Genomic DNA, 15970 nt, shown 5'->3' on the forward strand with positions numbered 1-15970 from the left:
AACCCGTGAGACCATTCCTCGATGGCCGACGACGACCTGTCCTTCTCCACCGGCGACGTCTCCGGCTCGGTCTTCCAGGCGAACAACATTCACGGCGACGTGTACGTCCACATGGGCAAGACGCCGAGGCCGACCTGTGTGACACCGCTGACGTGGGCCGAGGCGGAGCAACCGCCGCCGGAGATCCAGTCGTTGCTGTGGGCGCAGATCCACGCCGCGCACGAGAGCCCGTACCGATTACCGGACGCGCGCAAACCGTCGCTGGACACCGTCTATGTCCGCCAGGACCTCGGCAGCGCTGTCGAGGAGTCCGAACAACCTCGTCAAGGCGCCGTCCTGGACGACGACGGCAGGCTGATCGAGACGCCGGCCCGCCAGGTCGTACGCTTCACCGTCCGTCCGCCGTCCCGCACGGTCGGCGAGGCACTCGACGGGGACGCGCACCTCGTCGTCACGGGCGGTCCTGGCCTCGGCAAGTCCACGCTGACCCTCCGCCTGGCCGCGGACATCGCCCAGCACTGGACCGAGCGCGGCGAAACGGCGCCACTGTCCGAACCGGTCGTCCCGCTGCGCCTCCCCGCGCGCACCCTCGCCGCTCGCTCGGACGTCCCGTTCGCCCAGGCACTGGCCGACAGCACCGTCACCGAGTACGGCACGCTCCTGCGGCAACCGGTCGATACGGACCTGTTCGCCGGCCGCGCGCTCGGTTGCCGCTGGCTGCTCCTGGTGGACGGGCTGGACGAGGTCGCCGACGCCATCCAACGTCACCGCCTCCTCAACGCGCTCGCAGCGTGGGCGTCGGCCGGCGACCACCGGATCCTGCTGACCACCCGGCCGACAGAAGCCGGTGCTCTCGCCCCGTTGCACCGCATCAACGCGGTTCGTTACGAGCTGCAACCCTTCGACGCCGCCGCTCTGCACCGCTTCGCGGCCCACTGGTTTCCTGCCGACGACGCCGAGCGCTTCCTGCGCCAGATCCGCGAAGCCCACCTCGACGAACTGGTCCAGGTCCCGCTGCTGGCCACGATCGCCGCGATCATCTTCGGCGAGTACCGCGCACAACCTCTGCCGGGCAACGAGTACTCCCTCTACGAGACCTACCTCGGCCACATCCGCCGCGACCAGCCGGATCGCTTCGACCGGGTCCAGCTCCTCGAGCACCTGGCCCGCACCCGGCTGGAAACCGACTCGTCACTCCTCGCCGCCGCCCGCGGCTGGGTGATCGAGCGCGGCGCACCGGACTCCCCGTCGTGGCAGGACGAACTGACCGCCTACCTGCTCTCGGTCGGCCCGTTCGTCCTGCGCGGGGACGATCTCGCCTTCCTGCACCACAGCTTCGCGGAACACCTCGCTGCCACGTCCTGCGCCCGCGAGCTGCCGGCCGAGTTCTGTCCCAGCACCTTCGCCGACCTCCTGCACGCCGCCGACGCGGGCGAGTCAGGCCGTTTCGCCAGGGCCGTGCTGTTGCACCACGCCCGCCTGCATCCCGCTGAGGCAGATCGGCTCCTGCACTGGCTGCATCAGGGTACGGCCGACCAGCACCTCCTCGCGGCGTACCTGCTGGCCCATCACCTGCCCGCCTCGGCGGCCGGCACGGAGGCGTTCATGGCCACGGTCTGGGACTGGGCCATGACCACGCACTACGACGTCCCCGACATTCTCGCCGCGGCCTCTCGCGCCACCTGCTTCCCCGGTCTGGTGGAATGGTTGATCCGTCTGATGAACTGCGTCAGCGCGCCGTGGTGCTCACGAGCGGAGGCCGCGACGGCACTGGCGGTGCGCGTGCGCGGCTCGCACACCCCGGACGCGGTCGGCTTCCTGCACCACCTGATCGACGAACCGCAGGCCCAGGTGTCCGACCGGCTCATGGCCGCGGAAGCTTTGGAGCAGTGCGGAACCAGCGAGCGCGAAGTCGCTGAGCGCGGGCTGCGCGCGGTGCTCGCGGACCCCAACGCCGCCGGCTCGTCGATACGCGTCGCGGCGCTGCTCCTGGCCGCGTTCGGCGGAGAAGCACGGACGACTGCGATCGGAGTCCTGACCCGGATCTTGTCGGACGTGAACGCGGCGCCACGCCACGTCGTCGAGGCCGCCACCGGCCTGCTGGAGATCGGACCGGAGTTCGCGGACGTCTGCGCTGACCACTTTCTCGCGTTGTTGCGGAGTGCGGCGTCCACCTACTTCGTGTGGTCCGACGCCGCACTCGGCCTCGCCTCGATCAGCTCGCTCCATCTCGACGAGGCGGCTGCCGAACTGACCGCGCGCCTCACCGAACGGCGCCGTGAGGTCCACGCGCACGTCGCTGCGGCGAGGGCCTTGTGCGAACTGGGCCCGCAGCACATGCGGGCCGCAGGAGAGCTGATCGCCGCTCTCGCCGCCGGCGCGGTCCGCGACTTCGACCGCTCGGTCCTGCTCGGCCACCTGGCCACGCACGGGCCGCAGCGTGAGGTCGCGATCGCCGGCCTGCGAAAGATGATCTCCGAGCGTCATCAGAACTGGAACAACATCGCACGTGCGGCGGCGGCCATCGGCAAGATCGGGCCCGCTTTCCGGGACGAGGCAGCGGCAGCATTGCTCGGCTCCGGCGCACCACCCGGTTCACACGACCAGGTCACGGTCCTCAACGAACTCGTGGAACTCGGCGAGCCCTACCGAGCACAGGCGGTGCGTGTTCTGCACGATCTCCTCGCCGACCCAGGTGTGCACGTCGACGTCCGCTGTCGCGCCGCCGACACGCTCATCAGGTCAGGGCCGGACCACCACCCGCAGGTGATCGCACATCTGCGGCGCCTCGCGGTGCCGGAAGCCCATCGGGCGCTGGCCAGGACCGGTGCGCGTGACGAGGCGCTGGCCGCGCTCCTGGAGTGCGCCCGGTCACCGGAAGCCCCCGGAGACGTGATGATCGAACTGGCCAACACGGTGTCGGCTCAGGACGGCCCGCGGGCAGAGGAAGCGGCGGCCGTGCTGCGGGCAGCCGCGTGCGACTTGCGACGGCCGATGCGGATCCGGATCACCGCCGCGAACGGCCTCAGCGCGCTCGGCAGCCGTTTCGACCGGGAATCGGCGGAGCAACTGCGCCGGATCATCACCGGCGACACGATGATCACCGACTTCCCCTACATCGCTTCCTACCACGCTTCCAACGGACCCGGACCGCGGCGAGTGCTGGCCGAGGCGTTTCTGGAGATCCTGGCGGACGATCGGACCTCGGTCCAACGGGCGTGGAAAGCCGTGCTGGCGCTGGACAAGCTGGGCTTCGGCGGCGACCTGGAGGTACTGGCGGCGGTGGAACGCCTGGTGTCCTGCCCGGGCCTGCCTCGCGACGTGCGAGCCGAGGCGGCCGTGCTCCTGGCCTCTCGACGACCCGAACATCTCGACCTCGCCGCCGACCTGCTCGTGGCCGGGGCGGGGATCGTTCCGGTCGACACGTTGAGGAAACTCACCGTCGAGCTGCAGTCGTCAGGTGTGGACGTGGCAGGCAGATTCCGAGCTCAGCTGAGCAGCGCCGCGAGCAGGCCGACGGAGCTGATCTCCGCTGCCACCGCGCTCGGGGACGCGGCCACACTGCGTCGGCTGGCGGAAGACGACCTGCTGGCCGTCAGCGTGCGGCACTGGGCGCTCAATTGCCTGGTGTCCGTGGAAAAATCCGCCCCGGACCACCTGACCGACGACCTGTTGGCGCAGATTGGCGACGCTGACGCGCCGGTCGAGGAACAAGGCAAGGCGGCCAACCTGCTCGCTGAGGTCGATCAGCGCAACAGCGCTTCGTCGATCGCGGCCCTCTGGCGTCTGGCGGAGAACTCTGACGTTTGCCCGGAGGAGCGAGCGCATGTGCTGGAATGGCTGCGCCTGTTGCTGCGTCCGCCAACACGGCGCTATGAGCTGATGGCGACCGAGGTCCTGCGCAGTGCGGACGTGAGCGGAAAAGCGTGGCGAACCCTGATCACCACCCTGCCGCGCCCGGTGCGGACCGATCTGGAGCGAACCGCGCTGTACAACCGCGCGATCCCGATCGAGGACCGGATACCGTCCGCAGACCTGTGGGATGACTTGCCGTTGCGCGAAGAGGTTGTCGCGGAGCTCCGCGATGTCATTGCGGCACCGGAGACCACTCCGCGTGAACGCGCCAAGGCGTCGGTTGCACTCTTCGGGGTGTCGTGGGCCTTCCACGCCGAGGCGGTCGCGGCTCTCGAGCACACGCAGGGTCACGCCGCGCGGTCGGCTCTCGCGGAAATGGGCCTCGCGCACTGGTGGCGCGTGCATGACGAGGCGGTCGCCGAGGTCGAGGACGAGAGCCTGCCGTTCCGCGAGCGGTACGCCGCTGCTCGCCTGCTGGACGACATCAACGCCGAGCTCGGCGCCGGCGCGGAAAAGGTGCTGTGCACAGCGTCCTCGTCGAGGCAGCGCGTGGACGGCCAGCTGATCACCAAGAACCTGGACGCCGTCCGGAGAATGCGCGATGACGTGACGGAACCGGTCGCCGCACGCGTCCGGGCGGCGTGGGGCCTCAGGTTGTCCCGGCCCGGCGACCGAGCCGCAGGCGTCCAGGTGATCGAGAGCGTGGCCACCGACGCGAGCGCAAGGCCGGCGATGCGGATCACGGCGGCCGGGTTCCTCCAGAATTTCGGTGCGGAGGGAAGGAGACATGCGGCGAAAGCCGCCCGCGCGATGGCGGCCGACCCGACGCTTCCGGTGCTGGCACGAGCGAAGGCGGCCGCGCTCCTCCACCAGGTCGAGCGGTCGTCCCGGCGCGAGGTGCTGACCATCCTCAGTGGACTGGCCGATCAGGCGGATCCGCTGCGGCGGGTGCAGGTGCTGCGGCGCATCGGCAAGATCGACTCGATTCGGGTGGTGGCACCGTTGCAGGCGATGGGGATGGGCGAGCCGAGCCCCGTGGTGCGGATGCGCTGTGCGCGTGCCCTGGTGGAGTTGCGACGGGATCAGCGGGAGACGGGGTCGTTGATCGCACGCGCGGTGGCGTGGGACGAGGCCGTGCCGAAGCACATCAGGTGCCGGGCGGCGGGCGACCTCGCCCGTTGGAGTGAACTGATGAGGGAGGACGCGCGGGAACTGCTCGTCCGTTTGCGTGCTTGTCAGTCTGCGATAGGTTCTCCTGCAGCGATGTGAGGAGGCCTCGATGTTCGCCGTGGTGGCTCTGCTGGCTGCTTCGCTCGTCCCGCCTCCCGGCCCTGTCACCGTCGAGGTGGTGAGCGTCGGCGGCTCGGGTTGTCCCAAAGGGACGACGACCGTTGCCATGTCACAGGACAACGAGGCGTTCACGGTGACGTACGGCGACTTCGTGGTGCAGGGCAACGGCAACGAGGCCAAGAAGAGTTGCACGATCGCGGTCAAGCTCAACCACACGCCGGGGTACACGTACGGCATCGCGGCCACGGATCATCGAGGTTTCGGTCATCTGACGGACGGGGCGCGTGGTGTTGTGCGCACCAGCTACCACTTCCCGGGGTTTCCCACGCGCAATCGCATGCACACGTATCAGAGTCCGATGAGTGACGACTGGCAGGTCACGGACACGCCGGACAGCGTTGCGCACGGGCCGTGCAAGGATCGCAAGCCGTTGACGATCGAGGCCGAGCTCAAGGTCACCGGCAAGGGGAAGACCAGCTTCATGACGATGGACTCGACGGACAGCAGCGTGAGCACCACGTTCAAGCTCTCCTGGAAGAAGTGCGCGGAATAACACGCGCCGCTCTGGTGTTGTCTGCTACAGTCCGTTTGTAACCGGCGGTGCGCGCCAAGCGTACGTAAGTTCCGACGAGCTGCTGGACGATCTCTGATCCGCGGCGACGACCCCCAGCTTCCGACGCTGGCGGCCCCTACACCAGATGCACGGAGCATCTGCAGCGCTCTCCTCCAGCACGAGCACGGCTCGTGCAGCGGAGTCGATGAAGCGCATCTCGACCAACCCTCCTGAAAGGACAGACCCGATGCACATCGGTGTACTCGACATACGCAACAACAAGGCATTTCTCGTCGACGGGCCGCAGGTGTCGCAGCAGCTCGTGAAGCAGCACGACCTGCGGCGCGGCGACCAGATCAGCGGTGAGGCGGTGGACGGCAAGCTCGTCGGCGTCGACACCGTCAACGGGCGCAAGCCGCACAAGAGGCCCAAGTTCGGCGACCTGACCCCGCTCTACCCCAACGAAAGGCTGCGGCTGGAGCACGACCCCCACGAGCTGACCAGTCGCACGATCGACCTGGTCATGCCCGTCGGCAAGGGGCAGCGGGCGCTCATCGTGGCGCCTCCCAAGGCGGGCAAGACCATTGTGCTGCAGCAGATCGCGCAGGCCATCGCCAAGAACAACCCCGAATGCCACCTGATCGTCACGCTCGTCGGCGAACGGCCGGAGGAGGTCACGGACCTCACGGGCAGCATTCCCGGGGAGATCTTCGCCTCGACGTTCGACGAACATCCCAAGCAGCACGTCCAGACGGCCGAACTGGCTGTGGAGCGGGCGAAGAGGCTCGTCGAGGACGGGCAGGACGTCGTGATTCTGCTCGACTCGCTCACGCGGCTCGGGCGGGCCTACAACCTCGCCGCGCCGAGTGGCGGGCGGATCCTGAGTGGTGGCATCGACTCCGGTGCGCTCACGCCGCCCAAGCAGTTTCTCGGCGCTGCCAGGAACATCGAGGAGGGCGGCAGCCTCACGATCTTCGCCACCGCACTCGTCGAGACCGGGTCGCTGGCCGACACGGTCATCTTCGAGGAGCTCAAGAGCACCGGCAACGCGGAGCTGAAGCTCGACCGGAAGGCCGCCCAGAAGAGGATCTACCCCGCGGTCGACCTCCACCAGTCCAGCACGCGCAAGGCGGAACTGCTGGTGAGCCCGCAGGAACTCGCCATCACGGACTCGGTGCGCCGGGCCATGGCCGACCGGGAGATCGACGTGCTTCTCGAAGGGCTGCGCAAGACCCGGAGCAACGCGGAGTTCCTCATCCAGATGTCGAAATGAAGTCCCGTCGCAGTTCCCGGTCCAGTGCTCGCGTGGGAGCACCCAGCGCGTAGAACAGGAAACCGATGCCGATCACGATCAGCAACGGCACCACCTGCGACAACGTGTAGGCCACCCGCTCTCCCTCGAACGCGGCAGGCAGCGACAGCGGCCAGATCAGCACGACCACGGTGAACGCCACCAGGCCGGTCGTCAGAACCGTTGTCAGCAAAGCGAAAGGCGCGCGGAACGGCCGAGCGGCCCCAGGCAGGCGACGCCGCAGCACCAGCATCGACGGGAACGTCAGCAGGTAGCTGATGAACGTCGTCGAGATCACCAGGGCGAGCCCGGCGGTGAAGTACTTCTCGGAGTTGCCGCCCGACAGGTTCAACGCCGTCACCAGAACGACGGACGCCAACAGTCCGGAAAGGACGTTCACGCGCAGCGGTGTGCCGTGACGTGCGGACAGCCGGCCCAGGAAAGCAGGCCCGGCACCGTCGGCACACGCGACCGCCTGCGCTCTGTGCGCGCCGATCGCCCAGGAGACTCCTGAGGTCAGCACGCCGACGATCAACCCGGCGGCACACACCGTTCCGAGAACCGCGCCCGCGCCGGTCAGTGTCACGGTGCCATCGGGCGCCGCGGAACCGCCGTACACGGTCAGCACCTGCTTCGCGGCGTCGATGAACCCGCCAAGGCCCTGGATCCGGGACGCCGGAATCACCAGCAGGATCCCGAGAATCGGCCCGCCGTACAGCAGGAACGACGCGACGCCCGCCCGCAGGATCGCGAACGGCACGGTCTTCTGCGGATCGTTCATCTCCTCGGTCGCGGTGGAGGGCAGTTCGAACCCGACGTAGTTGAAGATCAGCACCGGCACCAGTGCGACGAACCCGGACCACGTGGGCACGAAATCGCTGCCGGACAACGGTTGTACACCGTTCTTCACCGCGTAGACGATCACGGACACGGTGAAGAAGCCGAGCAGGACGACTCGGGCGAACGCGCCCGCGATGGGCACCCACTTGCCGATCCGCAACGACGTGGCGACAGCGAGGACTCCCATCCAGATGAACGCCAGGCCCACGACGTGCTTGCCCGCCATGCCCAGCGGCAGGAAGAACTTCTCGAACGTCGTCACGGCGATGATCGCCAGCGTGCCGCCCATCCACAGCGGGTTGGAGAGCCAGTAGAGCACCTGGTTCACGCCCGCGGCGAGACGCCCGAACGCGAGCTTGGTCCACACGTACGGGCCGCCCTCGACCGGGAACGCCGTGCCCAGCTCGGTGGTCAGGAACCCGTACGGCAGGAAGAACACCACCGCCAGGATGACCATCCACACGAGACCTTGGGGCCCGTTGGCGGCGACGCTGCCGATCGTGTCCAGGCCGACGAGGGTGCACAGCAGGTAGAACGTCACGTCGGCCCGGCGGAGTGACTTGCGCAGGTGCTGGCGTTCGCCCAGCCAGTTGCCGCTGAGAGGCTGTACCTCGCTCACGGGCCCTCCAGATGGTTAACTGATCCGTCAGTCAGTTATTTGGACGGACCATGTGACCGCGGTCATACGCTGAAGTCAAGGGGGTGTGTTCGATGAGTTATCTCCAGGTCACCTGGACCGACCCGGTCACGCGGGCGCGTGGCTACCTCGTCATCGATCGCCTCGTGCGGGGCGTGAGCAGCGGCGGTCTGCGGATGCGGGCCGGCTGCACGCTCGACGAGGTGCGCGGCCTGGCGGAGGGCATGACGGCCAAGGAAGCCCTCAACTACGACCCGCGGGCGCGGTACGTGCCGCTCGGCGGCGCGAAGGGCGGCATCGACTTCGACCCGTACGACCCGCGCGCCAAAGATGTCCTGACTGCCTACCTGTTCGCCATGTCCCCGTACATCGAGCGGTTCTGGACGATGGGGGAGGACCTCGGGCTGAGGCAGTCCACGATCGACGAGGCCATCGGGAAGATCGGCCTGCAGTCGTCGATCCAGGCCGTGTACCCGCTGCTGGACGACGAGGAGAAGGCCCGCCGGCGACTCGCGGACGCGTTCGCGGTCACCGTCGACGGCGTGAGTCTCGACGAACTGGTCGGCGGCTACGGCGTCGCGGAAGCGGCACTGGCGGGCATCGAGCACCTCGGCCTCGCCAGCCCGACGGCGGTGATCCAGGGCTTCGGCTCGATGGGCGGCGCCACGGCCCGCTACCTGGCCAGGGCGGGCGTCAGGATCGTCGGACTCGTCGATGTCCACGGTGTCGTAGCCAACCCGGTCGGCCTCGACGTGGAAACCCTTCTGCTGTCCCGCGACGCGCAGGGCGGCATCGACCGCGCCAGGTTGCGGCCGGGAGACGTCGAGTTCGACCGCGACCGGTGGCTCGACATCGACGCGGACGTCCTGGTCCCGGCCGCCACGAGCTACGCGATCAACGCCGGCAACGCGCCCACCGTGAAGGCCAAGCTGATCGTCGAGGCCGCGAACATGCCGGTGACAGAAGAAGCAGAGGGGATCATCGACGCGCTGATCATCCCGGACGTCGTGGCGAACTCCGCCACGAACTCCTGGTGGTGGTGGACGCTTTTCGGTGACATCGAGGCCGACGCGGACTCCGCGTTCGCGAAGATCAGCACGAACATGCGCCGTCTCGTCGGTCAGATCATCGACGCCCCCTCGCCGCGGCAGGCCGCCGCGCAGATCGCGGCGGCCGCGGTGCGGGAGATCGAACGCAGGTTCTGAGCGCACGGCCGGTCACGCCTGCGCCTTGGTGGGAGCACCCTCGTACCGGGTGTGCGGCAGCAGGTGCTCCTGCTTCATGATCACGCTGTGGGTCGCGGCATACGTCCCTTCACCGATGTTCGCGCCGTACAACGGAACCGTGCCGTGAGCCAGCGTGGAGTTCGCGCCCACCACGACCTTGTCGGTCTTCAGGACGCGGTCCTCGAAGGTGTGCGCCTGGAACATGGCGTTCACGGTGGCGCCGTCGTCGAACTGGAGCATGTCCGGGTCGACGACCTGGGCGAACCCGTCGCCGAGCACCACGCGCTTGCCGATCTTCATGCCCATCCGCCGCAGGTACACCGCGAGCAGCAGCGTGCCTTCGAGCGGGGCGAGCGTGCCGCTCGCGATGAAACCCCAGGCGACGTAGAGGAAGTCCCACCGGCTGCACCAGCACGACCACAGCGGGTGGATGCCGGGCTTCACCTTGCCCAGCAGGAACCACTTCATCGCCAGCACCGTCAGGCCCGGCAGCAGCGCGACGCCCAGCGTCACCGCGGCGACGCCGACGGTCAGGAAGACGGTGGGCGGCAGGGTCTTCGCCGCGAGCGCGATGCCCCAGAACCACGCGATCGTGATCACCAGCGGGGCGACGGGCAGGGCGAACCGCAGCCATTCCCAGAACAGCCGGTTGATCCGCCGGATCAGCGAGGGCTCGTGGGTCAGCGACCGGTCGACCTCCACCACCTCGCGCTGCGGCAGCTCGAACGCCGGATGCCCGAACCACGAGCTGCCCTGCCGCACGACCTTCTCGTCGGCGACGGTGCTGATGCCGATCAGGATGTCCGACGGCAGCCGTTGCCCACCGGCGATGACCGCGTGGTTGCCGAAGAAGGTCCGCTCGCTGATGTGCAGCTCCGCCAGCGTGACCGCACCCCGCTGGATGCGTGGCCCGCCCAGGTAGATGCCGTCGGCGAAGAACGTGTCGGGTCCGATGTGGACCAGCTCGGGCACCACGTCGATGATCGTGCTGATCTCGCAGCCGCGGCCCACGTCCATGCCCGCCCAGCGCAGCCAGGTCGGCCAGTACAGGCCGCCGGACAGCCACTTGTTGGCGGAGTCGACCAGTCCGGCCTTCAGCCAGATCCGGATGTACGCGGGACTCCAGCGGCTGATCACCTTCTCCGTCACCCGGCCCAGCGCCCGCGCGACCCCTGCCTCCAACGCGACCGTGATCATCAGGGTCAGGCAGGTCAGTGCCGCGACCACACCGAAGAAGGACGGGTAGCTCAACGGGTTCGTGAGCACGACGAGCAGCGCGTCGAACGTGAGGCGGTAGTAGAGGACCACGCTGACCATCGTCAGGGTGGCGGGAAGGGCCAGCACCCACGCGAGCAGCGTCCTGGACAGCATCATCGCGATGCCGTGCAGGGTCGGGGAGAAGAGGCTGCCCTCCTGCACGGGTACCGGCGGCAGTGGTGCCGGTCCCACCGGCTGGGCCGGCACGCCGTTCCACATCTCACCGTCCGGAATGGACTTCCCGGCCGGCAGCGACGACAGCGCGGTGAGCCACGAGTCGCGTCCCATCCGGGAGCCGGGGCCGAGGCTGCCGCGGGTGTCCACGGTGGCGCCGTCGCCGATCCTGACCGGGCCGACGACGAGCTGGCCGTGCTCGAACTGGACGAGCCCGAGGTGCGCGTCCTGGCCGAGCGTCACGTCGTCGCCGATGTCCAGCAGGTCCCAGCCGCCCTGGGTCAGGTTGACGCCGCGGTGGATGTGCACGCGCTGGCCGATCCTGGCCCCGAGCGCGCGCAACGCCATGCACTGGAACTCCGTACCGGCGATGTTCTTCCACGGGATGATGCGCACGACGTTCTGCACGATCCACATGCGCACGCGGAGATCACCCCACGCGGGCGCGCGCGTCGGCTTGTACTGGCCGATCAGCATGCGTTTCATCGACACGGCGATGAAGACGGCGATCGGCGTCCAGAGCAGGCGCAGTGGCGCGAGCAGGAACGGCACGATCACCACGAGCGGCAGCAGCCCGACCAGACCCGCCGCCCACGGCAGGAGCTCGAAGGCGACCAGGTAGGCCACCGGCGCGAGGATGAGCAGTTCCAGCAGCAGCCACCACGACTGCTCCATGGTCACCGAGGCGGCGTCGCGCGCGGAGGCCACCAGGGGTTCCGGCGCCGGTGCCTGGCCGGTGGAACCGACGAGCTGTGCCAGCCCGTTGACGGTGCGCGCCTGGTAGACGTCGCGGACGGTGATGGCCGCGGTGATGGGGTTGGCCCGCAGCTTGGAGATGAGGATCGCCGCCTGCAGCGACGTGCCGCCGAGGTCGTCGAAGAAGTCGTCCTGCGCCGACAGGCTCTCGGTGGCCAGGTCGAACACCTCGCAGATCGCGACGGCGATCGACATCTCGACCGGGTTCATCCTGCCTGTGTCACCGCGACTGCGGCGGCGGCGCTCGGCCTGGGTGAGGATCGGCAGGTCGGCCCGGCGCAGCTTGCCGCCCGCGCTGCGCGGCAGCTCGTCGATCAGGCCGAACACCGCGGGCACCATGTAGGACGGAAGTTCCGCGCGCAGCCTGCTTCGCAGGCTCTCCACGTGCGGCGGACGGTTCCGGTCCTCCACGATCAGGTGTGCCGCGATCGCCTGGGACGGGCCCTCGCCCTGCACACAGCACGCCGCCTCGCGCACGCCGTCACAGCGGGCGAGGACGCTCTCGATCGCCTCCAGCTCGATCCGGTAGCCGCGAACCTTGACCTGAGAATCGATCCGGCCGTGGTAGAAGAGCGTCCCGTCCGGTTCCGCGTGCACGAGGTCGCCGGTGCGGTAGATCCGGCCGGCCAGCGGATGGTCGGGGAACTTCTCGGCGGTGAGCTCCGGCAGGTTGAGGTAGCCGATCGCGAGTCCCGTGCCGGACATGCACAACTCGCCCTGCTGTCCGGGAGCGACCGGTCTGAGCTGCTCGTCGAGCACCCACGCCCGCGCGCCGGGCACCGGACGGCCGATGGCGATCGGTTGTCCCGCCACGATGTCCTGGCGCAGGCAGGTGACCGTGCACTCGGTGGGGCCGTAGCCGTTGACCATCCGCCGTCCCCGCGACCACAGTTCGGCGACGTCGTCGGGCAACGCCTCACCGCCGACGTAGAGCAACCGCAGGTCGGGCAGCGCGGTCTGCGGGTCAGGGCAGGCGGCGGCTCGCAACAGGGTCGGCGGAGGGCAGAACACGGTGACCCGCTCGTTGCGCAGCCACGGCACCACGTCCGGGCCGAGCCGGACGGTCTCGTCGTCCATCACCACCACGGTCGCGCCGGAGGCGAGGGCCATCCAGATCTCCTCGACCGAGGAGTCGTACGCCGCCGACGAGCCCTGAGCCACCCGGTCTCCCGGACCGAGGCCGAACTCCATCAGGTCCGAACTGATCAGGTTGGCGATGCCGGCGTGTGCGACCATCACGCCTTTGGGCCGGCCGGTGGTGCCGGAGGTGTAGATCAGATAGGCCAGGCCTTCGGGCGCCGGCGGAGCGTCGACGACGGGCACCCTCGTCATCGGGTTGTCGATCCTGATCACGGCGCCGCGGTAGCCGATCCGCGCCGCCCGCTCGGCGCCCTCCGCGTTGGTGACCAACACCCGGGCGCCGGAGTCGGTGAGGATGTGCCGGACCTGGTCATCCGGGAACGCCGGGTCGAGGCACACGTGCGCGGACCCGGACCTCAGCACCGCGAGCTGCGACACGTAGAGCGCGACGGACGTGCGGGGCAGCATGATCGAAATGACGCGCCCGTGCCCGATCATCCGTTCGAAGACCCCTGCCACGGCCCTGGACTTGTGCTGCAGCTCCGCGTACGTGAGCCGGCTGCGCTGTGGACGGCCACTGGCAGGTGGGACGTCCACAGCTATGGCATCCGGCCATTGCTGGGCCGCACTGTCGAAGAAGTCGACGAGTGAGACCGTCGCGGTCCGGACCGTCGCCGTCACCGCGTTTCCGCGGACAGGTGGGCGGCGAGCCACGGGCGCAGCCGACGACGCTCCTCACCGGACAGGTGCCGGAAGCCCTGGACACGGCCGGAGCACCGGTCGCTGCCGCACCGGCAGGCGAAGGGCTCGGCCATGTCGAATTCTGTGGTGTTGTAGTTGAACGTGATGTCCTGTCCGAATTCGACTGGTTTCAGACTGATCACCGCACGCCCCCGGACGAAAACAGTCGGATCGCAGCTGTGGTTCATGAAGCGCCAGTAAAAACGGTCGAGGATTGCCTCGAAGTCATATTCGGCGGGAACGTCGACATGGGTGTCGCGGCCGACCTGCACCGTGTACCGCGTCGGGACGGTCGTCACCTCACCTTCGACGGTGAACAGCAGCTCCCCCTCCGTGATCGGGCGGTTCGCCACCAGACGGTACTCACCGTCGGCGCGGACGACAGCTACCGCGCTCAGTACACTGACGCGCTCTTCTACAATCATGTGGACTCCCGGACCGTCGATTTCCGCCTGGTTCTACGTGGGTAGTACGGAGTGGGGTTGCCAAAGGTTCACCTCGGTGAAGCGATTGACAATCCGGTGGAATTTCGTATTCGGATGGACATTGTGTCAAGAAAGTCCGATTGCGTCGTGGGCGCAGAGGGCCGCGTGCAGGGACGCCCGCACCCGAGGCGAGTCGAGGTCCGCGTCGAGCAGCTGGCTCACCCGCTTCAGCCGGTCGTACAGCGCCTGTCTGGACAGGTTCGTCGTCGCGGCCGCGTCCGTCTTGTTGCCTCCGCTGTCCACATAGGACCGCAAGGTGCTGATCAGGCCGGTGTGCTCCGGCCGCAGCAGCGGACCCAGCTCCCGTTCGACGTGAGCCTGTATCCGCGGGTCGTCGCGGAGGAGGTACATCAACCCGTGCAGCCCGAGGTCGCGCAGCTTCACGTACGGCGCGTCCCAGCGGCCACCACTCGCGGCCGCGGCCACCTGTTGTGCCTCCACCAACGCCTTGCGCGCATCCTGCTCCGATGTGACCGGCTCGCTCGCCGCGACGATCACCGGAGCCCGTCGCCGCACCGCCTCCGCCAGCCGGACCAGATGTCCGTGCACGTCGTCGTCCGGTCGCAGGGCCAGCAGAACGCCGAGCGAGCCCCCGTCGAGGGCCGCGTGCAGGCAGACCAGGTCCTGGAGGAGATCCCTGATCCGGTCCGCCAGGTCACCCGGTGACCGGGTGCGGATGACCACGGCCACCAGCACCGACTGGTCGACCGGTACCCCCAGCGCCCGTGCGCGGGCGGCGAACTCCGCGGACAGGAGTTCGCCGGTCGACAAGGCGGTCAACAGCGCGTGATGGGCCCGCGACCGCGAATCCTCATCCTTGTGCGCCAGCAGATCCCGTGCGATCACATCGGCGGCCCGCTCGGCGATGACCACCTGCGCGACGGCCGGTTCCGGACACCTGACCAGCAGCCGGCCCCACTCCATCGGTGCGGCGCCGACACTCGAGACGAGCCATCCCGTGCCGTCGTGACCGGTCTGTCCGGTCACGATGATCCGACGGGACAGCGACTCCCAGTCGTCGATCAGTTGCGGATCCGCGTCCGCTGGTGCGAACGCGATGACCTGATGCGCGGTGTTCTCCAGCACCACCGGACACTTGGCCATGGCCGCCGCGTGGGACACCACGGTCAGGGCGTCGGCACCTGCCCGTGCGAGCTCGGTGAAACGCCGGTGGATCTCCTCGCACCGGCGTGACTCGGCGAGCCGGCCTTCCGCCACGAGCGCGAGGACGGCCTCGGTCACCCGGGACACCTGGATCTCACGCCGCAACCGCACCAGCGGCAGTCCGAGCCGCTGTGCCGCGTGCACCACCGCGTCCGGCAGCGCGGTCGCGCACCCGACCACGACGCCCGCGACGCCGGTCGCGGCCGTGCCTTCGAGCCACCGCGCACCGTCCAGCGGCAGAGCGCCGTCCACGACGAGTTGGAGCTCACCTGGCCGCGGCCGGTCGGCCACGTGCACCCAGCACACGGCCCTGCCGAGGTTCCCGGCGCCGGCCAGCACCACCGGCTCGCCTCGCCGTACGTCCTCCAGGTCGAGGATCTGCTGGATGGTGGGCAACGTTGCCAAGCGGGAACTCCCGTGCTCTCCAGGTCGAGAACGATCAGCCTGGCCGGTGCGCGCCCGGCACGCCATCCGTCGACCGGAGGTGTGTCCCAGCCACCTGTCGTGGTCCGGTCACCCGATGTGCTCGAAAAATGTGTTGCCCGGCGACTTGCCGGTTGGCCATTGTGACGATCATGTGGTCCTGACCCAGCGAGCAGCTGACCCGCACCTGTGTGGACG

Annotated in this window: 8 protein-coding genes; 4 read left to right on the forward strand and 4 right to left on the reverse strand. The window is 68.8% G+C overall.

Annotated elements, in window-relative coordinates; translation table 11 throughout:
• Positions 1-21: 21 nt before the first annotated feature.
• The 3 genes from JOD27_RS05705 to rho all read left to right on the forward strand — a co-directional run bounded on the left by JOD27_RS05705 (position 22) and on the right by rho (position 6971).
• Positions 22-5124, forward strand: a complete 5103-nt coding sequence (locus JOD27_RS05705) for an NACHT domain-containing protein (RefSeq protein WP_204760986.1) — start codon at positions 22-24, stop codon at positions 5122-5124.
• 10 nt (positions 5125-5134) lie between these two features.
• Positions 5135-5698: a DUF4360 domain-containing protein gene (locus JOD27_RS05710; RefSeq protein ID WP_204760987.1), complete on the forward strand. Its 564-nt coding sequence runs from the start codon at positions 5135-5137 to the stop codon at positions 5696-5698.
• 247 nt (positions 5699-5945) lie between these two features.
• A complete protein-coding gene (rho, locus tag JOD27_RS05715; protein ID WP_307829914.1) occupies positions 5946-6971 on the forward strand; it encodes a transcription termination factor Rho in 1026 nt (341 codons plus the stop codon).
• Here rho and JOD27_RS05720 read toward each other — a convergent pair.
• Positions 6952-8448 (reverse strand): APC family permease, encoded by a 1497-nt coding sequence (locus JOD27_RS05720; RefSeq protein WP_204760989.1) that lies wholly within the window; start codon positions 8446-8448, stop codon positions 6952-6954. The genes rho and JOD27_RS05720 overlap by 20 nt on opposite strands.
• A 92-nt stretch (positions 8449-8540) precedes the next feature.
• Between JOD27_RS05720 and JOD27_RS05725 the strand changes: the two genes are divergently transcribed.
• Positions 8541-9671: a Glu/Leu/Phe/Val dehydrogenase dimerization domain-containing protein gene (locus tag JOD27_RS05725; RefSeq protein WP_239566335.1), complete on the forward strand. Its 1131-nt coding sequence runs from the start codon at positions 8541-8543 to the stop codon at positions 9669-9671.
• Between the two features lie 12 nt (positions 9672-9683).
• On the opposite strand, the gene JOD27_RS46440 is transcribed toward JOD27_RS05725, so the two are convergent.
• From JOD27_RS46440 to JOD27_RS05740, 3 genes are all read right to left on the reverse strand, one after another.
• Positions 9684-13640, reverse strand: coding sequence for a non-ribosomal peptide synthetase (locus JOD27_RS46440; protein WP_204760991.1), 3957 nt, complete (start codon positions 13638-13640; stop codon positions 9684-9686).
• Entirely contained in the window at positions 13637-14125 is a 489-nt protein-coding gene (locus JOD27_RS05735; RefSeq protein ID WP_204760992.1) for an SET domain-containing protein-lysine N-methyltransferase, read from the reverse strand. The genes JOD27_RS46440 and JOD27_RS05735 overlap by 4 nt, the downstream gene beginning before the upstream one ends.
• A gap of 126 nt (positions 14126-14251) precedes the next feature.
• Complete coding sequence (locus JOD27_RS05740) at positions 14252-15754, reverse strand: helix-turn-helix domain-containing protein (protein WP_204760993.1); 1503 nt, start codon at positions 15752-15754, stop codon at positions 14252-14254.
• Positions 15755-15970: the final 216 nt, after the last annotated feature.

The organism is Lentzea nigeriaca, assembly GCF_016907955.1.
Lineage (GTDB): Bacteria > Actinomycetota > Actinomycetes > Mycobacteriales > Pseudonocardiaceae > Lentzea > Lentzea nigeriaca.